Here is a 24,333-nt window from a genome sequence, read left to right as displayed (position 1 = left end):
GCCGTCGTCTAATTGAAGCTCGATGTTTTGAGAAATTCTGCCAATCGTTCGGTCTTCGGACGCAGGAACATTTCCTTCGGATCGCCCTCCTCGCAGATGACGCCCTGGTTCATGAAGATAACGCGGGATGAAACCTCATAGGCGAAACGCATCTCGTGGGTGACGAGCAGCATGGTCATGCCGTCGGCGGCCAGCCCCTTGATCACCTGCAGCACTTCGCCCACCAGTTCCGGGTCGAGGGCTGAGGTGACCTCGTCGAACAACATCAGCCGCGGCGACATGGCGATGGCGCGGGCAATTGCGACACGCTGCTGCTGGCCGCCGGAGAGCTGACCGGGATAATGGTTGGCGCGGGCAGCAAGGCCGACCCGGTCCAGCCATTTTTCAGCAATGATGCGGGCGTCCGGCTTCGTCATCTTCTTCACCTTGACGAGGCCGAGCATGACGTTTTCGGCCGCACTCATATGCGGGAAGAGATTGAACTGCTGAAAAGCCATGCCGGTCAGGGCGCGCTGGCGCGCAATCTCCTTCTCGCTCTTGCGCCGCCGCGACGCGCCGTCGACGTGATAGCCGATTTCCTCGCCGTCGAGTCTGATCGCGCCGCCCTGGAATTCCTCGAGCATGTTGACGCAGCGCAGCAAGGTGGTCTTGCCTGAGCCGGATGAGCCGATAATGGAGATGACTTCGCCTTCCTGCACGGCGCAATCGACCCCCTTGAGAACTTCGTGGATACCGTAAGTCTTGCGCAGACCCTTGATGTCGAGAATGGTCTTGGCCATCGGTAGGCTCCTCAGGACGGCAGGGCGGTCTTGCGCTCGACATATTTGCCGAAGTGCTCGATGCCGTAGTTGACGATGAAATAGAGACCGCCGGCCAGAAAATAGAACTGCAGGCTCATGAAATTGCGGGAAATGATCTCCTGCGTGCGCAGGAGAAGCTCGGCGACGCCGATGACGGAGAGCAGAGTCGAGGCTTTCACCATCTCGGCCGCCGTATTCACCCAGGCCGGCAGACATTGGCGCATGGCCTGCGGCCACAGCACCGAGGTGAAGGTCTGGGTAAAGGTCAGACCGATCGCTTTGGCGGCTTCGGTCTGCCCCTTCGGGATCGCCTGAAGCGCTCCGCGCACGATTTCGCCGACATGGGAAGAGCAGAAGACGGCAAGGGCGAGGACGCCGGCGGAGAACGGTCCGAGATCAAGACCGACTGCAGCGGAGACGTAATAGCTTGCCAGTACGAGCACGAGCACCGGCGTGCCGCGGATGATATCCGTATAGGCCCGCACGAGGAGACGTAAAACGAAGCCGCCGTAAACCAATGCCAAGCCGACAAAGACGCCAAGGACGGAGCCGGCGAGAATGGCCAGCAGCGAGATCGACACGGTCATAGCAATGCCGTTCATGATGACGTAGCGGGCGATCCAGAGTTGTTCGAGAAAGGTGTGAGACATCGGAACTATCTCGGCAGGGCCAGACGGCGCTCGACGAGGCGCATCAAGGCGGCGATGAGGAAACAGGTCGCGACATAGAGGGCTGATGTAACCAGCCATGTTTCGATGACGCGGAAGCTCTCGACATTGATCTTGCGGGCGGCAAAGGTCAGCTCGGGCACGGCGATGGCGGCGGCGAGCGAGGTGTCCTTGAAGAGCGAGATGATGGTCGAGGAGAGCGATGGCAGCACGTTGCGCAACATCAGCGGTGCGATGATCGAGCTTCGGATCTGCATTGCCGTCAGGCCGATTGCGAGGCCGGCTTCCGTCAGACCTCTCGGGATCGACAGCAGTCCGGCGCGGAACACCTCGGCCAGATAGGCGCCGGAATAGAGCGAGAGAACCAGCACGAAGCTTTTCATCTTGTCGAGGCGCAAGCCCATCTGCGGCAGCGCGAAAAAGGCGAAAAGCACCAGGACGAGAATCGGCAGGTTGCGAATGATAGTGACATAGATGCGCGCCGGCACGAGCGCGAAGCGGCTCCTCGACGTCAGCGCGAAAGCCACGACAAGACCGATTGCGGCCCCGATCAGGATCGAGATCACGGCAAGGCCGAGGCTGAGGGCAAGTCCGCTTAAGAGAAAGTCGAAATTGCGCCAGACGGCAGCGAAATTCAGCGTGTAACCCATGCGGGTCCTTTCAGACCGGAGAATGCCGCCGAACCTGTGAGCGGCCCGGACGGCGTCATACTCCACCACTCGATTCAGAAGCGCACTCAGATCTTAGCCCCACCTGGACCAAGACCATCCTGTCTCAGCGGAGCGGGAGCGAGCTCCCGTCCCGCATCGCGGTCACTTGAATTCGACGGGGAAGCCGATCTGCGGCGGCGTCAGATCCTTGCCGAACCAGGTCTTGTAGGATTTGGCGTAAAAGTCGAAGTCGACACCGGTCATCGCTTCGTGAAGAGCGGTGTTGACGAAGTTCAGCCAGTCCTGATCACCGCGCTTGACGGCGCAGGCATAGGTCTGTGGGTTCCAGCCGTAACCAGCATCCTTGTAGCGTCCCGGGTTCTGCGTCATGTACCAGGCGAGCGACGACTGGTCCGTGGCGGCGGCATCGGCGCGCCCGGACTCCAGCGCCTGATAGATCAGGTCGACGGATTCGTATTGGTCGACGGTCGCTTCCGGCAATGCCGCGTGCACCATAGCCTCGGCATAGACGTTCTGGAGAACCGAGATGGTGACCGACGAGCCGGCAGCCTTCAGGGCGGCATAATCGGCATATTTTCCGTCCGCCTTGAGCATCAGGCCGACGCCCTCACGATAATAGGGAATGGTGAAGGCAACCTGCTGGGCGCGCTCGCCGGTAACGGTCATGAACTGGCAGGTGATGTCGACCTTATCGGTGGTGATGTTCGGAATGCGGGCATCCGAAGACTGGTTGACATATTCGATCTTATCCGGATCGCCGAACAGGGCCTTGGCGACGATGTGGCCCATGTCGACATCAAAGCCCTGAAGCTTGTCGTCCGCGCTCTTGAAGTGCCACGGCGCATTGGTGCTGCCAGTGCCGAGCACGAGATGGCCGCGGGTCAGCACTTCGTCGAGCTTGCTGCCCTCGGCGAGCACAGGCGTCGACACCAGGGCGGCGACGGCCAGCGACATCAGGCCGGTGCGAAAGGAAATGATCATGGCGTTCCCCTTGTAGATGTTTCTATGATCCAATATACCGGACACCTGTCTATTTTATTGGATTTCGATATCAAGTGCTATCGGCGGTGAATTGTCAATGGGGCATGCCGAAAAAACGCGCAGCAGAGTGCTTGGCGATTTTTTCGGCAGCGCAGCATTTTGCGGTTGATTTTTCGGTAACCCCCACCAGCGGCGCCCCAGCACCAGGCGGCAGGATATAGGAAGCGGAAGCCTTTCAGGCACCGCAATAGGCGTCATCGCACGCCAGGCCGGCGTGCAGCGCGAGTATTCACTGGCCCTTGATGGGTTTAACCACGTGGTCTCTTTTGAAGGGGTTTTAACGGAGAGGCGACTTTCTCAGCCGCTTTTCAATTGTGCCATCGCAAGCAGCGTATCGGCGCTGATCGTCGCCGAGCCGGTCAAGATGGAAAGTGCCGTCGACGTGGTGCCTGTGCCGTTGGCCATGTCGTACATGGCGGTAAAGCGCTTGATCAGATCGTCGACCTTGTCCGGATCGGCGAGGTCCTTGATGTCGATGAAATTCTCGATCATCTCGGCCTGTTTATCGACATCCATGTTCGAGACGTAACTGGAGAGATTGAAGCTCGTCGTGAAAAATTCGAACAGCGCGCTGTCACCCAGAATGTCATAGGCACTCGAGATGTCCGGCGCTTTGCGTTCGAAATAAAGTGCGAGGCGAACGCCGGTGTTGCTGTCACCCTGATCATCCTCGAGCGTCAGCCTGACATAGGCGTCGACCGTCTCCAGCACATCGCCGCGCTGCTGCACCGTCCCCGTAGCGTCCGCCGAAATATTGCCGTCCTGATCGAAATTGAACGCGCCGACGAGTTCGGCGAAACGATGATCATCCAGCTTGTTGACGTAGCTGTCCTCATCATCGAGATCGGAGGAAAACATCTTCTCCAGGTCGTCCGACGTTACGTCCTCCGGATCCAAGCCCTTCGCCTCGAGCGCAAAGGCAACCAGGCGGTCATCGGCGAGAAACTCGCTGGCAGAGGTGATCGTCGCCATCTGGTCGCGGAAATAGGTGATCTCGTCGTCCGCGGCGTCGGCCGCCTCGGTCAGTTCGTCGCCTTCGAGATATCGGATCTTGTTCTGCTTGTAATAGGCGGCATAGTCGTCGACGACGGATTCCGACATCGCCTGCAGCGGGACGGTCACATCGCCTTCGCTGTCGAAGTTGAAGGCATTGCGAAACGCCTCGAACCGATCGTCCTTCAAGCTGTTGACATAGCTCTTCGGATCGCTGGGATCACTTTCGAGGATCTTCCGGACTTCGCTTTTCGAAACCTCGCCGGAGTCTATGCCAAATGCCCGCAGCGCCATCTCCCATAATTCAGGAAGATCGTCGTTGTCGTCATCGTCATCATCGGCGTTCGACACCAGGAAATCGTCGATCGAGGTGACGCTGGCAATGCGCGTCGTATAGTTGTCAACCGCATCTTCCGTGTCGGTATTGGCGATCAGCACCTGGTAGTTTTCATCGAAGACCGCCGTGGTCGCGGCCGTCTGTTCCGACGTCTGGGCCGTGTCGCCGTCGGCAAGCGCGCCGTCCTCATCGAAATTAAAGGCATCGTGCAGGTCGGACAAGCCGATCGCGTCGGCGGTGTCGGCGCTTTTCAGGGCCGCGGAAATGAAGTTGTCTGTTTCGGTGTCGGAAAGACCGTAGGCCGTTCTGAGATAGGACACCAGCTTCTCGTCGCTCATTAATTGATCGACGGAGGTGATGTTTCCGATCTGAGCAGCGAAATAAGTATCATAAGCCTCCCCGGTCTCCGTGGAAGCGATCGTCGATGATGCCACGGCATAAGCGCTTGTCACCAGCGATAGCTGGTCTTCCGACATCACCTCGCCGTCGACCGAGCCGTCCTCGCTGAAATTGAAGGCCTCTGCCAGGCTGACATAGACATCGTCGTCGAGCTGGTTGACGAAACTCTCGGAGTCGTCGAGATCGCTCGTCAGAACATTCTTCAGAAAGCTGGTCGAAGTATATTCGGTGCTGAGGCCGAAAGCCGTCAGCACATAGTTCTTCAGGCGCGAACTCGACAGCAAATCGTCGACCGATGTGATCGACGAGATATTCTCCTCGAAATAATCGGTCTCATCCTCGATGTTCTCGGCCTCGGTATCGAAGGACTCTTCGTAAGCGTCAAGCAGGCTGTCCCGCTGCGCATCTGATTGCGCCGTCTTCGTCTCGCCGGAGAATTTGAAGGCGGCGGCGAACTCGGCATAACGACCGTCGCTCAAGCTGTTGGCGAAGCTCGATGAATCGCTGAGGTCGCTCTCCAGCACCTTCTTCATGAAGGCTTTGGCATAGGTCATGTCTTCGAGGCCGTAGGCCTTCATGGCGTAGGAATAGAGTTTGTAATCGCTCATGAACTCGTCGACGGTGGTGACCTTGTCGATGTTTTCCCTGTAATAGGCGCTGTCGCGGGCAACCGTTGCCTGGGAAGCCACACTGGAGAGACTGGCGTTGAGATTCCGCGCGACCGCGAGATAGCTTACATAGGTTGAAACCAACGTCTGTCCTCTTCATAGGCGCGTCAACGCGCGCGAAAGCCTGCCGGCGGCCACGGTGGAACTTTTCGTCTTTACGGGAATGTCGTCGCCGGTCATGGCGAAGCACAGCCACCTACATGTGGCCGAATCGACTTAATGGAACTCCATAGTTCTATAAATCATTCAATCGGGAATTGGAAGCTTGAAATGGACGGATCTACACCATCAGTTCAAGCGGCCCCGACGCCGGCGGCGAAGATCGAGATGCAGCGGTGAAGATGGGCCAACATCAGGGCCCGGTCGGGCCAGGCTTGCACGCGGCCTTCCGGCGGGCCCATGCCGCCAAAGATCATATCCATCAGCATGCGGGCGCCGCTCTCCGGATCATCCAGCGACAGCCTGCCTTCCGCCCGGCGATCGTTCAGCCAGTCGGCGAGATGCTGCCGGCTGGCGAGTATGCCTTCGCGCTGGAGAATGTCGATAAGCTCGGGAAACTGCGCGGCTTCGCGAAAGACAAGCTGCAGGAAACCGGCGCGTTCCGAATCCGTATCGTCATCCATGTCGATCATGAAGATCCGCTCGAGACTTTCCGCGATCGGAATATCTTCGGCAGGCCGCGGCAAGTCGAGCATCAGCCGCCGATGCGCGCCGACGACGGCGGCAAACAGCTCTTCCTTGCTCTGAAACAGCTTGTAGAGCGTCTGCTTGGAAACACCCGCCTCCGAGGCGACGACTGCGGTCGTGCTTCCGGCATAGCCGTATTTTACGAAAACGCGGCGGGCGACCTCGACGATATGCGTCCGCTTGTCTTCATCGCTGGAGACTTTAGGCCGGCCTCTTTTGCGCGGCTCATCTGCGGGCTCGTCGACGATATCCACGACGATCAGACCGCTTTGCCGACGTGCATGCCGACGATCGTGAACAGCAGCCTATTATTTCTGAGGGGTGATTTTTTCGGTTGTGGCATTAGCAATTTCGATTTAGAGAACTCATCAGTTCTGTAATGCGTTGCATCCCCACCCTCAAGCGATGGAGCGCTTATGACGACCATTTCGGCCGCCACGTCAGTCTCTTCCTATTCCTATAACAAGAGCTCGACATCCGCATCCCAGGACATCCTATCCTGTAGTACGGTTTCAGCAAAAAAATCAACCGCAAGCGGGCAGCTCGACGAAGACACGTCCAGCAGCGCCGACAAACTGATGGCCCAGCTGATGACGCTGGCAATGAACCGTTTCGACCAGTCCGGCTCCACCGGCGAAGGGGACGGCGGCACAGGTATGGATGTTGCTGATCTGGATACCGACGGCGACGGCTATGTGAGCAAGGCCGAGTTCGTCGCGGCCCGGCCGTCCGATGTCAGCGAGGATCAGGCCGGAACACTGTTCGACAGCTTCGATAGCGAAGGCGCAGGTTCGCTGTCGGTCGATGCACTTGCCGAGGCGATGTCCGCTCAGCGGTCGGAACGTCCCGATGACCCGCCCCCGCCGCCGCCAGGCGATGATGATCAGCTGGCGTCCATGCTCTCCGATCTCGATACCGATGGCGACGGACTCGTCAGCAAGGCCGAATTCGTCGCAGGCCGTCCGTCCGATGTCAGCGAAGATCAGGCAGGAACGCTGTTCGACAGCTTTGACAGTGAGGGCGCCGGTTCGCTGTCGGTCGATGCGCTGACCGAGGCCATGTCCGCCCAGCAGCCGGGACACCCCCAGGGACCGCCGCCGTCCGAGGACGAAGACCAGTTCGCCTCCCTGCTTTCCGATCTCGATACGAATGGAGATGGGGTGGTGAGCCTCGACGAGTTCATGGCCGGCAAGCCTGACGATGTCACCGAAAGCCAGGCGAGCCAGCTCTTCGATCTGCTCGACACCTCAGGCACCGGTTCATTGTCCACACAGTCCGCGGCCTGACGCCGGCAAGACGTCGTCGCCGTTGCGGTTTCTGGAGGACTGCAATGGCGACGGTCTGAAGCGGCCCGGCAGTTGAGCCGGCAGAGCCTTCGGCCGGGCCGCTTCTTATTATTCGAATGGTGCGCTGCATCAGGCGCACGATGTCACACGCTCGGATGAACCGACGCGACGAGAGCCATCACGGGGTCAGTCCAGACAATCAGATTATCGACCGGAGCCGGCCTATGCTCGGCGCCTGACGATGTCTTGCGCCCACCATCCGGGCCCTGGAAGCCTGTCGTCACATGGCATGTTCCCAAACCTTCAAGGATCGAGCCATGAGCATTTTTGGAAGCATGAAAACCGCCGTCTCCGGCATGAGCGCCCAGGCAAACCGACTGAGCACGGTTTCCGACAACATCGCCAATGCCAACACCGTCGGCTACAAGGCCGTTTCCACCTCCTTTTCGTCGCTGGTCCTGCCCTCTTCCTCGGGCAATTACAATTCCGGTGGCGTCCAGACATCCGTGCGCCAGGCGATTTCACAGCAGGGCGATATCTCCTATACGACTTCGGCCTATGATCTCGCGATCTCCGGAGACGGGTTCTTCATCGTCGAAAGCGCCGACGGTACGCCGGTGCTCACCCGGGCCGGCGATTTCTCGGTCGACAGCGACGGCAATCTCGTCAACAGCGCCGGCTACACGCTGATGGGCTATTCCTATGATTCCGGCGTGCCGGCGGTTGTTGTCAACGGTTTCGACGGCCTAGTGCCGGTCAACGTCGCCCAATCGGGCCTGAGCGCGGTCGCGTCGACCAGCGCCTATTTCAGCGGCAACCTCAACTCCGAAGCGACCGTCGTCACCGATTCGACGACCTTGCCGAGCGCCAACACGTCCGATGTCACCGACGACACGCAGAAAATGTCACTGGTCGCCTATGACAGCCTCGGCGCCACCGTCCAGTACGACTACTATTTCACCAAGACGGGCGTGACCACGGATGCCAACGGCGCGGTCACCGGCAGCACCTGGGAGGTCGCGGTCTACCGCAATGCCGATGCATCTACCGGCGGCACGACGTCCTTCCCCTATTCCTCCGACGCCGTGAGCGTCGCGACGCTCTCCTTCGACGCCGACGGCCAGCTGACGTCGCAGGCAAACACCGACATCGTCGATCCGACCACGGCACAGACGATCGATATGGACTATTCGGATTTCACCCAGCTTGCCTCCGACTTCTCGGCGACAGGTTCCGCCGACGGCCAGGCCGCAAGCGCGGTGAGCTCAGTTTCGATCGGCACGGACGGCGTGGTGTCGGTCTCCTATGCCAACGGCACGACGAAATCCCTCTATCAGATCCCTCTCGCGACGGTCGCAAGCCCCGACAATCTGACGCTGCTCAGCGGCAACGTCTACACCGCCAACGGTATTTCCGGCGTCACCGTCACCGGCTTCCCGCAGACGAACGGGCTCGGCTCCATCCAGTCCGGCGCGCTCGAAAGCTCGAATGTCGATCTCGCCGGCGAATTGACCGAGATGATCGAGGCGCAGCGCAGCTACACCGCCAATTCGAAGGTGTTTCAGACCGGCTCCGACATCATGGATGTCCTCGTCAACCTGAAGCGATAGAGGGAACGCCTGGATGTCGCTCACGTCAGCCTTGAACAGCGTGCAGAGTATTTTCAACAATACCGGCCAGCAGAGCAGCGTCGTCTCGACCAACATCGCCAATGTCGGAAATTCCGACTATGTCAGGCGGGAGGCGTCGATCACGACGTCTCTTTCCGGCGCTCAGGTCGTCAGCATCAGCCGGGCCCAAGAAACTGCGCTGCTCGCCCAGTACCTGCAATCCAACGCCAAGGACAGCGCCCAGCAGACGCTCGTGACCGGCCTCGAAAGCCTGCAGTCGCTGATGGGCGGCAATGACTACGAGACATCCCCGAGCACCTATCTCGCAGCCTTCCAGGAGGCGCTCCAGACATATGCGACGTCGCCGAGCAATACGACCGCCGCGCAATCGGCCGTCACCGCCGCGCAGGATCTCGCCAATTCGCTTAATACCGCGAGCGACGGCGTCCAGTCGATCAGGGCCGAGGCGGATGCGGAGATCGCCACGCAGGTCTCCACGCTGAATACGCTGCTGTCGCAGTTCGAGGCGGCCAACAACGCGGTTAAGCTCGCGACATCGACCGGCGCCGATACATCCTCGGCGCTCGACGAGCGTGAGAAGCTCCTGAAGCAGATCTCCTCGATCGTCGGCGTCACCTCCGTCGTGCGCGACAATAACGACATGGCGCTCTATACCTCGGACGGCACCGTGCTGTTCGAGACCATACCGCGCACCGTCACATTCGCGTCGACGGCAACTTATGTCGCAGGAACCGAGGGCAATGCCATCTATATCGACGGCGTGGCGCTCGATGTCGGCGAGGGTTCGACGACGAGTGCCTCGGGCAGCCTGCAGGCCCTGCTGCAGCTCCGCGACGAGATCGCCCCGACATTTCAGGACCAGCTCGACCAGATCGCCAAGGCCCTCGTCCAGGTCTTCTCGGAAACCGACGGCAGTACGAGCGCGCCGGGACTTTTTACCTGGACGACGGCATCGGGGACAACGGGAGAAACACCGTCTGATACCGACGATATCACCGGGATTGCCTCCACCATCTCGGTCAATCTTGCCGTCGTCACGAGCGAAGGCGGCGATGCGACCAAGCTGCGCGACGGAACCGTCAGCGGCATCACCGATCTCAACACCTCCGGAGACAGCGGTTTCTCCGACAATCTCGACGCCCTCTATCAGGCGCTGACGGAACAACGCTCGTTCTCCGCCGACGCCGGTCTCTCCACAACGCAAAGCCTGACGGACTATGCCAGCGCCTCTATCGGCTGGCTCGAACAATATCGAAGCGATGCGACGTCGGCCTCGGAAACCACGGCCGCCGCACTATCTCGCTCCGACGAGGCCTATTCCAACGAAGCCGGCGTCAATCTCGACGAGGAGCTGACGCTCCTTCTCGACATCGAACAATCCTACAAGGCTGCGACGAAGATCCTGAACGTCATCGACGAGATGTTCCAGTCGCTCCTCGACATAGCGAGCTAGTCATGAAAGCATCTTTTGTCTCATCATCGGCGATGCAGAACGTTTTGCGGCTCACCATCAGCCAGTCCCAGAACAAGCTGCAGCAGGCCTCGACGGAAGCGACCACAGGAACTTACGCCGATATCGGCGTTTCCCTTGGGAGCGGCGCCGCAAAATCGATCAATCTCACCAGCGCGATCGCACAGGCCGCCTCGTTCAAGACAAGCAATTCCGTCGTCGCGCTGCGCATGGAAGCGTCGCAAACCGCTCTTTCCAGCCTCAAGGATGCCGGCGACAGCCTGGTCTCCAACCTGACCGCGCTTCAGGCAAGCCAGGATACGACGAGCATCGCTGTTGCCCTGCAATCGGCAAGCGCCACAATTTCGCAGTTGATCTCGACGGCCAACACCTCGGTCAATGGCGAGTTCCTGTTCGGCGGAACGAACCTCGACAGCCAGCCCCTCACCGACCAGTCTTCCGCAGTCTCGGATACGATCGTCACGGCGCTCACCGATTATGCAACCGGTCTCGGAAAGGACGTCAGCGAGCTGACGGGCGAGGAAATCGGCAGCTTCATCACCGATACGGTCGAGCCGATGTTCTCCGAAAGCAGCTGGACGGACGCTTCGAGCGGCTGGTCGAGCGCATCCAGCACCGACATGACCAGCCGGATCAGCGCATCGGAAACCATCACCTCGTCGACCAACGCCAATTCCGAAGGCATGCGTTACCTGGCACTTGCCTCCGTCGTCGTCTCCGCCCTCTTCGGCCAGGATCTGAGCTCGGACGCGCAGAGCACCGTCGCATCCAAGGCGATAGGCTACGCGGCCCAGGCGACTTCGGGCATCGTGACGCAGCAGAGCGAGCTCGGCCTCTCGCAGGAGCGGCTCGAAAAGGCAAATGACGCGCTCGACGCCCAGTCGAGCCTGCTGCAGGGAAAGCTCGTCGACCTTCAGGGCGTCGACACCTACGAGGCTTCGACGCTCGTCAATCAGCTGCAGACGCAGCTGGAAACCGCCTACACGCTCGTCTCGAAACTCCAGAATCTCAGCCTGGTCAACTATCTCTGACGGATTGAAAATGCGCGAACTCAAGCGGCCGCAGATACCGGCCTTAAGAAACGGGCCAAACACGTCCTGCTCCGAAATCGTGGCGGAAGCAGCCTTCGCGCTTGCCTCCGGCATCATCGATACGATCCCATTCGTCGGTTGCAAGCTCGATGAGCAGCAGGCGCGGGCGTGGCCGCGATCAGGTGTCTTCACCGATGACGGCGTCGAAATGACCACCACGCCGCCTGAAATATTCGAGCTTTGCGAGCTGCTGGCAGGCCATATCGAAAAGGGTGCGGCATTCGACGTCTTCGAGGTTTTCCACAAGATTGCGCGGATCGACCGCCTGATCGACTGGAGCCACGGGGCGGTGCTCTCGCCCGAGCCGCATCCGGTAACGCATTGACAGAAGGCGCGAAATATCTTCCCTATGGCGGCACGATCGCGGCCAGGCTGGCAGGAAGTACAGCCTAGGCCGATCTTGCATAAGGCTAGTCCGTTGCGGCATTCCGGACTTTGCCATAGGAGAGTGAAGGCGGCTATCGAAGTCTGCCGGCAATGGTCTTTCAGAGACCGAGTGTGTTTTTGATGTCGAAGCCGCGCGCGAAGCTACCCTTCTCCGAAGAGACCCTGCAGGCCATGCTTGTCCGCGTGCTGCGTCCGCTGGTCAAGCTCGCGCTCGCTTCCGGCTTCAACTTCACCGCCTTTTCGGCCATTCTTCGCCGGCTCTATATCGAAGTTGCCGAGAAGGAATTTGCGCTGCCGAACAAGCAGCAGACGGACAGCCGCATCTCACTTCTGACAGGCGTCCACCGCAAGGACGTCAACCGGCTGCGCGGACAGGAGATTTCGACATCGTTGCTGACCGTCGGTGTTTCGCAAACGAGCCGCATCCTTGCCCGATGGCTGGCCGACCCGCTCTATTGCGATGCCGAGGACAGGCCAAGCGCCCTGCCCCGAACCACAAGCGATGGCAGCCCTTCATTCGAAAGCCTGGTGAGCGATATCACCAAGGATGTCCACCCCCGCTCCATCCTGGACGAATGGCTGGACAGGGGCATCGTCGTTCTCGATGAGGACGGCTGCGTCCGGCTCGACCTCTCATCGATCGTCCCGAATGCCGGCGACGACGCCCGCCGGCATTATTTCACCCGCAACCTTCGCGACCACGTGCAGGCGGCGGTCACCAACCTGATGAACGACCCTCCGCCCTTTTTCGAACGCGCGGTTCATTATGACGGCATATCGCCCGCGCTGGCGGCCCGGCTCGACGAGCTTGCCCGCGAGGAAGCGATGGCGCTGCTCCTGAAGCTCAATAAGGTAGCCCATCAGGCGATCAAGGACGATCCCGGCGGCAACAGCCGCTGGATCGCGGGGCTCTATGTCATGACCGAAGAGGGTGAGACGGGTCTCCAGGCAGACGCCGCTTCCAAGACGGAGGCGGATGAATGAGCCCGTCGGTGATCTCGAGAAGACAGTTTCTACTGGCCGGCATAGCGCTTCAGATCTTGAAGCCGGGATTTGCCGCCGCGCAGTCGACCAGCACCAACGATCATGGAATCGGCGGGTCCGGCACCTCCATCCAGGGCGGCGGCGAGAATGAAGACCACGGCATCGGCGGAACCGGCATCGTCGGGACCATCCAGGGTTTTGGAAGCATTATCGTCAACGGCATCCACATACCGTTCAGCGCGACGACGCCGATCGAGATCGATGGACGGCATGTTCCCGCGAGCGCGATGAAGGTCGGTCATGTCGTCCGTGTGCTGCTGAAGGGAAAGCGCGCCGCCCGCATCACGATCGTCAGCGAGGTTCAGGGGCGTATCGACCGGTTTAGCAAGGCTTCGATAACGATCCTTTCGCAAACCGTCGACATATCCGGTCTGGCGACGAAGGGCCTGCGGAAAGGCAAGCGGGTCGCCGTCTTCGGCATCCGCAAACCAGACGGCACAATCGTAGCCCGGCGCATCGAACCCCGCTCCGTCTCGGATGGCGCCCATGTCCGCGGGATCCCCGTCAAGAGCGGCAATCGCGTCCTGATCGGCGGCCTTTCGCTCGGAGGCGCGCACCGTCAACTGGTCGGCAAGCAGACCGTCGTGCATCTCAAGATAGCGGCCGATCGGTTGGCGATCACCCGCATTCAGCCCGAACCCATAGTGCCGGGCCTCAAACGCGGTACCGTCAACATCGAGACCTTCCGGGCGACCGACAAGGACAGACCGAGATCAGGCCCCGGGGGTTCGCCGCCCTTCGGGTCGATGCGGCTATCCTCGGATGGTCACGGCTTCGTTGATATCGGCGTGCGGGATTCGAACAGAATAACCGGCTTTCCAAACCTGGGTCCTCCCGGGGGCATCGATGCCCGGCCGCCACGCGGCTTCTGGGATGGTCCACCGCATGATCACCCGCCCTTTGGCAGAGCCGGTCCTGACGGCTTTTCCGGCCCGGGCGGACCGGGACCAGGGCCGGGGCCGAATGGTCCGCCGCCGGGGCCGCCACCAGGACCACCACCGGATTTTCCGGGCCAGCCCTGACGATGTAATTGAACATTTGACAAATGGGAAAATTTCCCATTTATTGGCCCTGCGATCCTTCGTTCGGATGATTCCGAAATAGGGCTTGCCGATTGGCTAACGGGTACCGCCCCACACCCGCTAGCCAATTGTTCATTTCTCATTTGATTTCAAGTGAATACCGCGTTCCCGCGTAAGCTCACGATGAATGGCCGCCGAAGGCCGATCCGAACCAAACCCTCGTCGCCCAAGAGGAAACAGACATTGCTTTTGCTGCAACGCGAACCCGAGATGCCGATGGAGATGGACGAACCGACCGTCGTTACAACCTGGGAAAACCGCACGCAAATCATCGAAATCATGCATAGCGCGCGTGAGATGAGCCAGGAATTCCAGGCTCTCTGGGATAAAAGCGGCGGCAGCGGCCGACTCGGCCAAGACGACACGGACAGGCTGATCGAACTGCTGCGAGAGATCGGCAACCTCAACGAGATGCTGATGCGATTGGCTTGAGTGGCGCCGTTGTCAATGAAGTATTGCGACGATCGCAATCGTCTCTCTGCAATTTACAAAACTGGTCGGCTTGGCTTCAGGTTCGTGGCTGCGGTGCTGCTCAGATCAAAACTCCCACGGGGAAATCAATTCAAGGTTCGTAGTCACGAAATCGCTCAGGTTTCGCGTCGCGAGCCGACCGCCATTAACCCTCGCAATAGCTGCGATCATGCCGTCCGGCGCTGACATGCCGCGCCCCTGATGAGCTGCGGTCCCCATGATCTCGCCATAGGCAAGAGCGGCTTCTTCGGTCAGGCCAAAAATCCGGTCCGCGAAGCGGCGCCGCCAGTCGGAAAGTCCCTGTTCGAGGCGTTCGGCTCGTTGGTCGGGCCGGATCTTCTGGATACCGAAAGCGATCTCGGCAATCGTCACCGTGGGCAGTGCCAGTTCAGCATCATGACGAACCAGCCATGCGATTACCGCTTTATCAGGCGATTTTCTCAACGTCTCCGAAACGACGTTGGTATCGATAAAAATCAAAGCTCGATGCCTTTGTGCGCCTGCCGGTCTTCCTTCACGACGGCCTCAAGGTCAATATCCGTCCCACTTTGTTGCGACAGCCTGCTGTAGAAAGACGATGCCGGCTCACGGCCGGCCTCGCGTATTTCATAGGATTCGAGCGCCCGCTCGACGATATCGGCTATCGAGCGGTTTTCGCGGCGGGCGAGTCGATGAGCAAGGTCACGTGCCCTTGCACTTCGTACGGAAAGCTGGGGTTCGGCCATCTTAATTTCCTTTACGACAGATATAGTGCGCTCCCCATAAGCCATCAAGATGGCAATTGATGGCTTGATACCTAAATAGCTCACATTTCATGAACCACCCGAATTTTGGGCAGTCTGGGAAGATCTTTTGGAGCCTCACACATTCCAGAATTAACCATATCTCAGGGTTCTTGAGAAATAATGCTCCGTATAAATCCGGCGACTCGAAGAAGAGAGCCGCAAAGTATTTGGAGAGAGTCTTGGCATTTACCATTGCGCGCAGCCTGGTGGCGTTTGGCATCGCCGTTTCAGCCGGTCTTTTCATGTCGATTGGATTGCAGCAATCGGCGCTTGAAAGGCTGAAAGTCAACGGCCCGGTTTATGAGCAGGTGGTCTACGGCAAGGATCTCATCGCCGACATATTGCCGCCGCCGCTCTTCGTGGTCGAATCCTACATGCTCTCCTTCGAGGCGAGCAAATTTCCCGAACTCACCGAGACCAATCTGGCGAAGATCGCCAATCTGAAGGCCGCTTACGACGACCGCCGAGCCTATTGGAAGTCCACCCGGCTGCCGCAGGCTTTGAAGGACGAGCTCGAAAACGATGTGCTGACCAAGGGCGATGCATTCTGGGACGTGATGAACCGCGAGATCATTCCAGCGCTGAAAGCAAAGGACGAAGACAAGGCGCACGGCGCGATCGAGCAGTTGCGCGTCGCCTTCCATACGCACCAGGATGCTGTGGAGAAGCTCGTCGCGAATTCCGACGCTTTCCTGAAGGGCGAGGAAAAGAACGCAGCTTCGGAAATCGTGACCTGGACGATCTATGCGGGAGCTGCAGGCTTCGGCTCCTTCGCTCTGCTGCTGGCGGGACTCTATCTTCTGCGCCGCCGGGCAATCGTGCCGCTCGATGGCATGAAGGCGTATATGGGCAATCTTGCCGAAGGCGATTTTTCGACCGAAGTTCCCTATGCGAACCGTTCCGACGAGATCGGCGCCATGTCCAAGGCGGTTGCGGTGTTCCGCCGTAATGCGCTGGAACGGCAGGACGCGCAGAAGCGGGAAACGGCGCTTCGCGATGCCGAATTCGAGCGCGAGCGCAGCCAGATGGCCGAAAAGGCGGCCGAGGAGCGGACACGCGAAACGGTTATCAACGAGTTGACATATGGCCTGGACCAGCTGTCGCACGGCAATCTTGATTGCCGTATCACGACAACCTTTGCCGCCGCCTATGAGAGCTTGCGCGCCAAATTCAACGACAGCCTGGATGCTCTTTCCGCCTCAATGGCGGAGGTCGCCCAGACCTCCCGGCAGGTCGGCAGTTCCTCGACCGGCATCACTAATGCCGCCGACAGTCTCGCATCCCGCACTGAGCAGCAGGCGGCTATGCTAGAAGAGGCCACCGCCGCGCTCAAGGAGATGAACGCTAAAACCAAGGACGCCTCCCACCATGCCGGCAAGGCGACCGGTATGATGGCCGAGACGCGCAGCAGCGCCGAACATTCGGCAGCCATCGTTCGCGATGCGATCGCCGCCATGCAGAAGATCGAAGGTTCGTCCGCCCAGATCGGCGAGATCGTCAACGTCATCGACGAGATCGCGTTCCAGACCAACCTTCTGGCGCTCAACGCCGGTGTGGAAGCTGCCCGCGCAGGCGAAGCGGGCAAAGGCTTCGCCGTTGTAGCGCAGGAAGTACGTGAGCTCGCCCTCCGTTCGGCCAATGCCGCCAAGGAGATCAGATCTCTGATTTCCACGTCATCGTCTCAGGTTTCCACTGGCGTGGAGCTCGTCAACCGCACCGGCAAGGCGCTAATGGAAATCGAAGGCCAGGTCGAGCAGGTCGCCGGCCTGATCGCCCGCATCGTTTCGGTTTCCTCCGAGCAGGCAGTGGCGATCGGGGAAATCAATGCCTCCGTCAATGCGCTCGATGAGGTCACGCAGCGCAATGCCGCGATGGCCGCGGAAACGGTCTCAGCCTGCCGTGCGCTCGGCGGGCAGACGCAGACGCTGGAGGGCGTGGTCGGCCGTTTTCAGATCAATGCACCGGCCGGCGGGTCAAGATCGCAGAGAGCCGCCTGACGCGGCTCAGGCGTAAATCCTCACGCGGCCGGCGAACCTATTAAGACTTTCGGCGTTTCACGGCAATGGAACATCTCGATCGCGACGCCGCACCTTCGTTGGATCAGGATCGCGCTGCGATCCCAATGCCGCAAGGGTTTTGATGCCAGCCTCTGCCCACAGGGAACGCCTCACGGCGCTCGAACGCGAAAGAATTCGACGCGCTGCCGCGATCGCTCGGCTCATGGATACCGCAGTCAGATTGCCTTTCGGCGTACGGATCGGCGCAGACTCGGTTCTCGGCCTCATCCCAGCGGTCGGCGACGTTGCCGGATCCCTCATCGGTCTCTTCATCATCGATGAAGCGAGGCGTCTCGGCCTTCCTGCCCATAAGCTCGCCCGCATGGCGGTCAATCTCGGCGTCGACGCCGCCTGCGGCACGGTTCCGCTGGTCGGCGATCTCTTCGACGTTTATTTCAAATCTCACCGTCGGAACGTCGGCATCATCCTCGAGCATTTCGGCATCAGCGAAGACGAGCTGAACCAGCGCATCTGACGATGCTCGGCCCCTCCGAGGAACCTGTCTAAAGCTCAGTCAGGGCGCCGGCCGTCTTGACTGCGTGATCAAGAACAAATTGCAGCTTGGCGGCATGGCCAAAACCTGGCTCATCCGGCTTCCCTTTTTCCACGGCGTTTGCAAATCGCTGGAAATTGGTGATGACCGGTTCGACCTCAATCTTGCGCCAGATCGCCTTGTCGGCATCGGCGCCTTCGCAGGCCCTGAGGGTCGAACCTTCAGGCGTATGCACCACCTCCAGCGCCCCCTTGTCTCCATGCAGGCGCAGGCGCAATTCGTTCAGATGGCCGGTTGCCCAGCGTGTTGCATGGATGACGCCGGCCGCGCCGTTTTCGAGCTCGGCCATCATCAGGAAACTGTCATTCGCATCGAGCTCGTATTCGCCGATCCGGTTCCCGGGGCTCTTGTCGAAAACCTTGAGATGCGATGCCGCCGCCTTGACGTCGCTGCCGGCGGCAAAAACCGCGAAGTCGAGAATGTGGATACCAACATCGCCCAGCACACCGTTGGAGCCGTGCTTTGTCGACAGCCGCCAAAGCCACTGCGACTCTTTGGTCCAGTCGCCCCAAGCCTTGGACACCAACCAACTTTGGAGATAGGACGCTTCGAAGTGGCGGATCGCGCCGAGACGGCCATCCAGCACCATCTTTCGCGCCGCCTGCAGCGGCGCCACATTACGATAGGTAAGGTTTACCATCGTGACCTTTCCGGACGCCGCCGCGGCGTCGGCCATCTCCTTGGCCTCGCGGTAGTTGACCGCCAGGGGCTTCTCGCAGAGCACATGCTTGCCGGCGCCGAGTATCTTCATCGTCGTGGAATAATGCGCTCGATCCGGCGTGACATTGGTCACGGCGTCAAACTCCCCCCAGGCAAGGGCGTCATCGAGCGATGTGAAAGTAAGCGGGATGCCATGCCTGAGCGCGAAGGCCCGCAGCCGGACCTCGTCTGTATCGACGGCAGCAACAATTTTGACGCCGGCGATTTCCGAAAAATTCATGGCATGGGTATTTGCCCATCCTCCGGTTCCGAGAATGATCAAGCGCATTTTTGTCCTCATGATCCTTTATCGAGTTCAGCGGTAACCGGCTTCGCCGGCCTGGTGCAGTTTCGGGCCGCGTTCGACGATCTGCTCCAATGCCTTTTCCACCGGCACATTTGGAGCGTCGGCAATGCCAGTCAACGCGCCTTCGGGGTTGTAGGCCCACTTGACGCCGTTGATCAGCACCTTCTGGACGGTGGCGTCGTGATAGGTCGGATAGGTCTCATGGCCCGGGCGGAAATAGAAGATGTTGCCGGCGCCGCGGCGCCAGGTCAGGCCCGAGCGGAACACTTCGCCGCCCTGGAACCAGGAGATGAACACGGTTTCGAGCGGCTCCGGCACCGAAAACTGCTCGCCATACATTTCCTCGTTCTCCAGCTCGAAATGCTCGCCGATGCCGGCGGCGATCGGATGGCGCGGGTTGATCGTCCACAGCCGCTCGCGCTCACCCGCCTCGCGCCATTTCAGCGCGCAGGGTGTTCCCATCAGCCGCTTGAAGATCTTCGAGAAATGGCCGGAATGCAGCACGAGAAGGCCCATGCCTTCCCAGACGCGTTTGGCGACGCGCTCGACGACGACGTCTGACACCGCGCCGTGATCCTTGTGGCCCCACCAGGTCAAGACATCGGTTTCGGCAAGCCGGGCTTCGCTCAGCCCGTGCTCCGGCTCCTGCAGCGTCGCCGTCGTCGCCGAGATGCCAGGATCGGTATTCAGCGCATTGGCGATCGTCATATGCATGCCTTCCGGATAGATGCCCCGGACGATCGCATTGGTATTCTCGTGAATGTTTTCACCCCAGACAACGGTGCGTATGGTCACGTCGTTTTCTCCTTGTAGTTGAAGCGGATCGAGCTTCGGGAAAGACATCGATGCTGGAAGATCAGGCTGCCCGCATGGATTCACGTTCGAGCGCCCGGCCCGACCGGTCGAAACGGTGGATGTGACCGGCAAGTGGCGCGAGGCCAAGCGTATGGCCCGGCTCGTGACGGCAGACGCCGGCCTCCCGCACGACAAGCGGCTCATCCTCCCCGATATCCAGATAGACAAAGCTATCGGAACCGAGGATTTCGGAATGGATGACCGTGCCTCTCCAAACAGGAGACTCGGCCGAGATGCGAACATGCTCCGCGCGCACGCCGATCGTATGGCTGTCATAGGGCTGCGCCAGCCCACCCGACAGGAAGTTCATTTTCGGCGAACCGATGAAGCCGGCGACAAAGACCGAGTTCGGGCTTTCGTAAAGTTCCAGCGGCGTGCCGATTTGCTCGACGACGCCGTCCCTCAGCACGCAGATCCGATCAGCCAGAGTCATGGCCTCGACCTGATCATGCGTCACATAGATCATCGTCGTACCGTGCATGCTGCGATGAAGCTTGGCGATCTCAAGCCTCGTCGCGACGCGAAGCGCCGCGTCGAGATTGGACAGCGGCTCGTCGAAGAGAAAGACCTTGGGATCGCGCACGATCGCCCGGCCGATTGCGACGCGCTGACGCTGCCCGCCGGAAAGCTGTCGCGGCAAGCGGTCCAGATAGGATGAGAGCTGCAGCATGCCGGCCGCCTGCTCGACGCGCCGGCGGCATTCGTCTCTGTTGCTCCCGGAAAGCTTCATGCCGAACGCCATGTTGTCGAAGACCGTCATATGCGGGTAGAGCGCGTAGGACTGGAAGACCATGGCGATCCCTCTCTTCGACGGCGCGTGCCGGTTTACCGTCTCATTGTCGAAGGCGAGCGTTCCCGAGGTAATGTCCTCGAGCCCGGAGATAAGCCTGAGCAACGTAGACTTGCCGCATCCGGACGGCCCCACGAACACCATGAACTCGCCCCTGCGGATCTCCATCGTCACGCCCTTGATCACCTCGAAAGCGCCAAAGCTCTTGCGGATGTTCTCCAGTCGGATCTCTGCCATGTCCTACTCCCTCAACCCTTGACGCCGCCGGCAGTCAGCCCCGAAATGATCCGGCGCTGGAATATCAAAACAAGCACGACAACCGGCACGGTGACGATCACCGAAGCCGCCATGATGTTGCCCCAGGGAATTTCGAACGCGCTGTTGCCCGACAGCAGGGCGATGGCGACCGGCACCGTCCGCTGCGTATCGGACGATGTGAACGTCAGCGCGAAAAGAAACTCGTTCCAGGCGGCGATGAAAGCGAGCAGCCCTGTTGTCACCAGCGCCGGCCACATCAGCGGCATGAAGACCTGAGTGACGATGACCCATGGCGAGGCGCCGTCGACGATCGCCGCCTCCTCGATCTCGATCGGCAATTCCCGCATGAAGGTCGTCAGCACCCAGACAGTGAATGGCAGCGTGAAAATCACGTAGGAAAAGATCAGCGCGAAGGGCGTGTTGAAGATGCCGATCCAGCGGATCAGTTCGAAGAGGCCCGCAAGCACGGCAATCTGAGGAAACATCGACACCGACAGGATGGTCAGCATCAAGAGTGCCCGTCCGCGGAAGTGAACCCGGGCCAAAGCGAACGAAGCGGTGATCGAGAGCAGCAGCGATGCTGAAACGACGACGCAGGCGATCATCGCGGAATTCGCAAGGCTGCGAACGAAACTGCCCTGCCCCATGACGGAAGCATAGTTGCCGAAGGAGATCGAGGTCGGCCAATAATCGACTTGGAAAAGGGCCGTGCCGGTCTTCAGGCTGGTGAGGATCGCATAGTAGAACGGGAAAACCGCAATGATGACGATGGTCGCAACAAGCAGGTAGAAAAGCGTGTTCCTGGTGATCGAAAGCAGCATCAGCGTTCCTCCCCGCCGAGCTTAACGCGGCCGAACCAGATATAGAGGACGGTGACAGAGGCGATGATGAGGAAAAGCACCGTCGAGGCGGTGGCGCCATAGGCGAACTTGTCGAAGTCGAACAGGTTCTCGCGCGCCATGACCGACATGGTCTTCGTCTGAGCATTGTTGGGCGTCAGAACATAGATCAGATCGAAGATGCGCATTGCATCCAGCATCCGGAAGATCACGGCAACCATGATGGCCGGCCGGATCAGCGGCAGCGTCAGACGCCAGAAAACCTTGACCGGATTGACGCCATCGATCTTCGCCGCTTCGTAAATATCTCCCGGAACCATCTGCAAGCCGGCGAGGATCAGAAGCGCCATGAAGGGCGTCGTCTTCCAGACGTCGACGATCAGCACGGCCACCATCGCCGTTTCCGGATTTGCGGTCCAGGCGATCTTCTCGCTGATCAGGCCGAAACCGAGCAAAATATCATTGAGAATGCCGAACTGATCATTGAGCATCCAGGCCCACATCTTGGCCGAGACGATGGTCGGAATCGCCCACGGGATGAGGATTGCGGCCCGAACGATGCCACGCCCGACGAACTGCGCGTTCAGCACCAGCGCGACGATCAAGCCGAGCACAGTCTCGATCGCGACCGAAAGGAGGGTGAATTTGGCAGTGTTCCAGACGGCAGTCCACCAGATCGGATCGGCCAGCAGGCCGCGATAGATGGTCTTTCCGCTCTTCAGCGTCACCCACGACAAATAATTGGCAAAGCCGACGAACTGCGCATTGCCAAGGTTGTTGAGCGACGCATTCGTAAAGCTGAAATAGATGGTTCTGAACAGCGGCCAGCCCGCGACAACTGCCAGGATCAACAGCGTCGGCGCCAGAAAAATCCAGGCGGACCGGACGCGCTCGGATCGCAGCTCGGTAGAGGCTCTGAGCTTGGAAACCCTGGGTTCAATTGCTTGTGGAACTACGATTTCAGTCATGAAACGCCTTTCCGTTTAGCCCTCCGGAGACTGGACCGACGCCCTCTCGGCCGCCGGTCCCGCCACTCACCAGGCGTCGCCCTTAAGGGCCGTCAGGTCGGCTTCCAGGAGCTCGAGGTTCTCGGCGGCCGAGCCGCTGCCGGACAGCGTATTGTGCACTGCCGTCCAGAACTTCGAGGACACTTCGTTGTATTTCACCTTGGCTGTCGCCGAAGGACGCGGCACCGCATCTTGGAAGATGGGTTTCCAGTTGGGCATGAAGGGCTGCGCGGCGGCAATATCCTTGTCGTCATAAAGGTCGGTCAGTGTCGGCAGATTGGACAGCTCGATGGCGCGAGCCTTTTGCACGTCCTTCGACGCCAGGAATTTGACGAGCGCGATGGCTGCTTCCTGCTTTTCCGAATATTTCGACACCGCCAGGTTCCAGCCGCCGAGTGTCGAGGATGGCTTGTCGCCGGCGGCCGCAACCGGCAGCGTCATCACGTCGAACTTGCCCTTCACGGCGCTGTCGGCGCCGTTGCCGAGGGAATAGGCATAGGGCCAGTTTCGCATGAAGACGGCGTTACCGGTCTGCCAGACACCACGCGATTCCTCTTCCTGATAGGCGAGCACGCCCGGCGGCGAGATCGTGCCGATCCATCCCTTGGCGCGTTCGAGCGCTGCTGCCGCCTTCTCATTGTTGATCGAGATCGTGCCGTCCGGCTCGACGATCTGGCCGCCCCCCGACGACTTCACCCATTCCAGCGCGTTGCAGGTCAGCCCCTCATAGGAATTGCCCTGGAAGACGTAGCCCCAAAGATCCTTCTGGCCGGCCTGACGCTCTTTATCCTGGACCTCCTTGGCGGTTGCGGCCATCTCGTCCCAGGTCTTCGGCGGCAGCTTGTCATATTTCTTGAGCAGGTCCTTTCGGTAGTACAGCGCCGGAGCATCGGTAAACAACGGCAGCGCCACCAGCCGGCCATTTACGGTCTGCGAAGCGATGATCGACGGGAAGAACTGGCCAGCCACATCTTTGGTGGCCTCCTTCAGATCAATGAACTGGTCGGCAAGCTGCGGCGCCCAGATGACATCGGTCTGATAGACGTCGATGTCCTTGTTCCCCGCGGCAAGCCACAAGCGATATTGCGAGAACTGTTCGCTGCTCGACGATGGCATGGTGACGAGCTTCACCTGATTGCCGGTCTCCTTCTCAAAAATCGCGAGCTGCTTGTTCAGGAATTCGACGTTTTTCCCGGTGGTGTTCGCGGCAAACGAAATTTCTGCGGCGTGGATGGGGCCGGCCGCGAAAGCAAGTCCAATCGCGGATAAGGCCAGAGCAAAGTTTTTCATAATCTCCTCCCAGAAATTGAAATCGATTTGGCAAACGGAACATCGCAGAAGGCTTTGATGACGTCAAGACACCAAAACCAGCTTCTGGAGGTTGTATTTGTATGATAATAATAGCCATGCTGCGCGGATAAGGGCGTATATTCGGCATCCGCAGCCGACATTTAAA

The 24,333-nt window shown here is 59.8% G+C and carries 24 protein-coding genes; 10 read left to right on the top strand and 14 right to left on the bottom strand.

Annotated features, from left to right (window positions below; translation table 11 throughout):
* Positions 1-8: 8 nt before the first annotated feature.
* From ACQ7C1_RS04295 to ACQ7C1_RS04270, 6 genes are all read right to left on the bottom strand, one after another.
* On the bottom strand, positions 9-779 hold the full coding sequence (locus ACQ7C1_RS04295; protein WP_430957456.1) for an amino acid ABC transporter ATP-binding protein: 771 nt from the start codon (positions 777-779) through the stop codon (positions 9-11).
* 11 nt (positions 780-790) lie between these two features.
* Positions 791-1,450 carry an amino acid ABC transporter permease gene (locus ACQ7C1_RS04290; RefSeq protein ID WP_430957455.1) on the bottom strand — a complete coding sequence of 220 codons (660 nt, stop codon included), beginning with the start codon at positions 1,448-1,450 and terminating at the stop codon, positions 791-793.
* Positions 1,451-1,455: 5 nt separating this feature from the next.
* Entirely contained in the window at positions 1,456-2,118 is a 663-nt protein-coding gene (locus ACQ7C1_RS04285; protein WP_085781605.1) for an amino acid ABC transporter permease, read from the bottom strand.
* A 162-nt stretch (positions 2,119-2,280) separates the two neighbouring features.
* Positions 2,281-3,120: a transporter substrate-binding domain-containing protein gene (locus ACQ7C1_RS04280; protein ID WP_430957454.1), complete on the bottom strand. Its 840-nt coding sequence runs from the start codon at positions 3,118-3,120 to the stop codon at positions 2,281-2,283.
* Positions 3,121-3,477: 357 nt separating this feature from the next.
* Complete coding sequence (locus ACQ7C1_RS04275; RefSeq protein WP_430957453.1) at positions 3,478-5,661, bottom strand: DUF1217 domain-containing protein; 2,184 nt, start codon at positions 5,659-5,661, stop codon at positions 3,478-3,480.
* 209 nt (positions 5,662-5,870) lie between these two features.
* Positions 5,871-6,518 carry a TetR/AcrR family transcriptional regulator gene (locus ACQ7C1_RS04270; protein ID WP_430957452.1) on the bottom strand — a complete coding sequence of 216 codons (648 nt, stop codon included), beginning with the start codon at positions 6,516-6,518 and terminating at the stop codon, positions 5,871-5,873.
* A 162-nt stretch (positions 6,519-6,680) separates the two neighbouring features.
* Between ACQ7C1_RS04270 and ACQ7C1_RS04265 the strand changes: the two genes are divergently transcribed.
* The 8 genes from ACQ7C1_RS04265 to ACQ7C1_RS04230 all read left to right on the top strand — a co-directional run bounded on the left by ACQ7C1_RS04265 (position 6,681) and on the right by ACQ7C1_RS04230 (position 14,688).
* Positions 6,681-7,550: an EF-hand domain-containing protein gene (locus ACQ7C1_RS04265; protein ID WP_430957451.1), complete on the top strand. Its 870-nt coding sequence runs from the start codon at positions 6,681-6,683 to the stop codon at positions 7,548-7,550.
* Between the two features lie 317 nt (positions 7,551-7,867).
* On the top strand, positions 7,868-9,160 hold the full coding sequence (locus tag ACQ7C1_RS04260; protein WP_430957450.1) for a flagellar hook protein FlgE: 1,293 nt from the start codon (positions 7,868-7,870) through the stop codon (positions 9,158-9,160).
* 13 nt (positions 9,161-9,173) lie between these two features.
* Complete coding sequence (gene flgK / locus ACQ7C1_RS04255; protein WP_430957449.1) at positions 9,174-10,634, top strand: flagellar hook-associated protein FlgK; 1,461 nt, start codon at positions 9,174-9,176, stop codon at positions 10,632-10,634.
* A 2-nt stretch (positions 10,635-10,636) separates the two neighbouring features.
* A complete protein-coding gene (locus ACQ7C1_RS04250) occupies positions 10,637-11,683 on the top strand; it encodes a flagellar hook-associated family protein (RefSeq protein WP_430957448.1) in 1,047 nt (348 codons plus the stop codon).
* A 10-nt stretch (positions 11,684-11,693) separates the two neighbouring features.
* Positions 11,694-12,068, top strand: coding sequence for a DnaT-like ssDNA-binding protein (locus tag ACQ7C1_RS04245; RefSeq protein WP_430957447.1), 375 nt, complete (start codon positions 11,694-11,696; stop codon positions 12,066-12,068).
* A 152-nt stretch (positions 12,069-12,220) separates the two neighbouring features.
* Positions 12,221-13,114 carry a DUF6502 family protein gene (locus ACQ7C1_RS04240; protein ID WP_430957446.1) on the top strand — a complete coding sequence of 298 codons (894 nt, stop codon included), beginning with the start codon at positions 12,221-12,223 and terminating at the stop codon, positions 13,112-13,114.
* Positions 13,111-14,196 (top strand): DUF5666 domain-containing protein, encoded by a 1,086-nt coding sequence (locus tag ACQ7C1_RS04235; RefSeq protein WP_430957445.1) that lies wholly within the window; start codon positions 13,111-13,113, stop codon positions 14,194-14,196. The genes ACQ7C1_RS04240 and ACQ7C1_RS04235 overlap by 4 nt, the downstream gene beginning before the upstream one ends.
* Before the next feature lie 243 nt (positions 14,197-14,439).
* Positions 14,440-14,688: a hypothetical protein gene (locus ACQ7C1_RS04230; protein WP_430957444.1), complete on the top strand. Its 249-nt coding sequence runs from the start codon at positions 14,440-14,442 to the stop codon at positions 14,686-14,688.
* A gap of 105 nt (positions 14,689-14,793) precedes the next feature.
* On the opposite strand, the gene ACQ7C1_RS04225 is transcribed toward ACQ7C1_RS04230, so the two are convergent.
* Entirely contained in the window at positions 14,794-15,207 is a 414-nt protein-coding gene (locus tag ACQ7C1_RS04225) for a type II toxin-antitoxin system VapC family toxin (RefSeq protein WP_430957443.1), read from the bottom strand.
* Complete coding sequence (locus ACQ7C1_RS04220; RefSeq protein ID WP_430957442.1) at positions 15,204-15,452, bottom strand: type II toxin-antitoxin system VapB family antitoxin; 249 nt, start codon at positions 15,450-15,452, stop codon at positions 15,204-15,206. Before ACQ7C1_RS04220 ends, ACQ7C1_RS04225 begins: the two co-directional genes overlap by 4 nt.
* A gap of 239 nt (positions 15,453-15,691) precedes the next feature.
* Between ACQ7C1_RS04220 and ACQ7C1_RS04215 the strand changes: the two genes are divergently transcribed.
* On the top strand, positions 15,692-17,509 hold the full coding sequence (locus ACQ7C1_RS04215) for a methyl-accepting chemotaxis protein (protein WP_430957441.1): 1,818 nt from the start codon (positions 15,692-15,694) through the stop codon (positions 17,507-17,509).
* Positions 17,510-17,651: 142 nt separating this feature from the next.
* Positions 17,652-18,044, top strand: coding sequence for a DUF4112 domain-containing protein (locus tag ACQ7C1_RS04210; protein WP_430957440.1), 393 nt, complete (start codon positions 17,652-17,654; stop codon positions 18,042-18,044).
* 28 nt (positions 18,045-18,072) lie between these two features.
* Here ACQ7C1_RS04210 and ACQ7C1_RS04205 read toward each other — a convergent pair whose 3' ends face one another.
* From ACQ7C1_RS04205 to ACQ7C1_RS04180, 6 genes are all read right to left on the bottom strand, one after another.
* A complete protein-coding gene (locus tag ACQ7C1_RS04205; RefSeq protein WP_085781620.1) occupies positions 18,073-19,110 on the bottom strand; it encodes a Gfo/Idh/MocA family protein in 1,038 nt (345 codons plus the stop codon).
* A gap of 27 nt (positions 19,111-19,137) precedes the next feature.
* The gene (locus tag ACQ7C1_RS04200; protein ID WP_430957438.1) at positions 19,138-19,923 is read right to left on the bottom strand and encodes a ThuA domain-containing protein; all 786 of its coding nucleotides are present in this window, start codon (positions 19,921-19,923) and stop codon (positions 19,138-19,140) included.
* A 61-nt stretch (positions 19,924-19,984) separates the two neighbouring features.
* Entirely contained in the window at positions 19,985-21,010 is a 1,026-nt protein-coding gene (locus ACQ7C1_RS04195) for an ABC transporter ATP-binding protein (protein ID WP_183698316.1), read from the bottom strand.
* Between the two features lie 11 nt (positions 21,011-21,021).
* On the bottom strand, positions 21,022-21,852 hold the full coding sequence (locus tag ACQ7C1_RS04190) for a carbohydrate ABC transporter permease (RefSeq protein ID WP_221127071.1): 831 nt from the start codon (positions 21,850-21,852) through the stop codon (positions 21,022-21,024).
* Positions 21,852-22,838 (bottom strand): carbohydrate ABC transporter permease, encoded by a 987-nt coding sequence (locus ACQ7C1_RS04185; RefSeq protein WP_430957437.1) that lies wholly within the window; start codon positions 22,836-22,838, stop codon positions 21,852-21,854. Before ACQ7C1_RS04185 ends, ACQ7C1_RS04190 begins: the two co-directional genes overlap by 1 nt.
* A 66-nt stretch (positions 22,839-22,904) precedes the next feature.
* Complete coding sequence (locus tag ACQ7C1_RS04180) at positions 22,905-24,167, bottom strand: ABC transporter substrate-binding protein (RefSeq protein WP_430957436.1); 1,263 nt, start codon at positions 24,165-24,167, stop codon at positions 22,905-22,907.
* Positions 24,168-24,333: the final 166 nt, after the last annotated feature.

This window comes from Rhizobium sp. Nf11,1, assembly GCF_050587665.1.
Classification (GTDB): domain Bacteria; phylum Pseudomonadota; class Alphaproteobacteria; order Rhizobiales; family Rhizobiaceae; genus Rhizobium.
The sequence above is the reverse complement of the archived record's forward strand: the minus strand, read 5'-3'. Positions and strand labels throughout refer to the sequence as shown.

Excerpts from the sequence above, each read along its gene's own strand:
- ACQ7C1_RS04285 (WP_085781605.1), bottom strand. The coding sequence starts at position 2,118 with ATGGGTTACACGCTGAATTTCGCTGCCGTCTGGCGCAATTTCGACTTT.
- ACQ7C1_RS04290 (WP_430957455.1), bottom strand. The coding sequence starts at position 1,450 with ATGTCTCACACCTTTCTCGAACAACTCTGGATCGCCCGCTACGTCATC.
- flgK (WP_430957449.1), top strand. The coding sequence starts at position 9,174 with ATGTCGCTCACGTCAGCCTTGAACAGCGTGCAGAGTATTTTCAACAAT.
- ACQ7C1_RS04220 (WP_430957442.1), bottom strand. The coding sequence starts at position 15,452 with ATGGCCGAACCCCAGCTTTCCGTACGAAGTGCAAGGGCACGTGACCTT.
- ACQ7C1_RS04235 (WP_430957445.1), top strand. The coding sequence starts at position 13,111 with ATGAGCCCGTCGGTGATCTCGAGAAGACAGTTTCTACTGGCCGGCATA.
- ACQ7C1_RS04205 (WP_085781620.1), bottom strand. The coding sequence starts at position 19,110 with ATGCGCTTGATCATTCTCGGAACCGGAGGATGGGCAAATACCCATGCC.
- ACQ7C1_RS04190 (WP_221127071.1), bottom strand. The coding sequence starts at position 21,852 with ATGCTGCTTTCGATCACCAGGAACACGCTTTTCTACCTGCTTGTTGCG.
- ACQ7C1_RS04180 (WP_430957436.1), bottom strand. The coding sequence starts at position 24,167 with ATGAAAAACTTTGCTCTGGCCTTATCCGCGATTGGACTTGCTTTCGCG.
- ACQ7C1_RS04210 (WP_430957440.1), top strand. The coding sequence starts at position 17,652 with ATGCCAGCCTCTGCCCACAGGGAACGCCTCACGGCGCTCGAACGCGAA.
- ACQ7C1_RS04280 (WP_430957454.1), bottom strand. The coding sequence starts at position 3,120 with ATGATCATTTCCTTTCGCACCGGCCTGATGTCGCTGGCCGTCGCCGCC.
- ACQ7C1_RS04245 (WP_430957447.1), top strand. The coding sequence starts at position 11,694 with ATGCGCGAACTCAAGCGGCCGCAGATACCGGCCTTAAGAAACGGGCCA.
- ACQ7C1_RS04250 (WP_430957448.1), top strand. The coding sequence starts at position 10,637 with ATGAAAGCATCTTTTGTCTCATCATCGGCGATGCAGAACGTTTTGCGG.
- ACQ7C1_RS04260 (WP_430957450.1), top strand. The coding sequence starts at position 7,868 with ATGAGCATTTTTGGAAGCATGAAAACCGCCGTCTCCGGCATGAGCGCC.
- ACQ7C1_RS04240 (WP_430957446.1), top strand. The coding sequence starts at position 12,221 with ATGGTCTTTCAGAGACCGAGTGTGTTTTTGATGTCGAAGCCGCGCGCG.
- ACQ7C1_RS04195 (WP_183698316.1), bottom strand. The coding sequence starts at position 21,010 with ATGGCAGAGATCCGACTGGAGAACATCCGCAAGAGCTTTGGCGCTTTC.
- ACQ7C1_RS04295 (WP_430957456.1), bottom strand. The coding sequence starts at position 779 with ATGGCCAAGACCATTCTCGACATCAAGGGTCTGCGCAAGACTTACGGT.
- ACQ7C1_RS04265 (WP_430957451.1), top strand. The coding sequence starts at position 6,681 with ATGACGACCATTTCGGCCGCCACGTCAGTCTCTTCCTATTCCTATAAC.
- ACQ7C1_RS04185 (WP_430957437.1), bottom strand. The coding sequence starts at position 22,838 with ATGACTGAAATCGTAGTTCCACAAGCAATTGAACCCAGGGTTTCCAAG.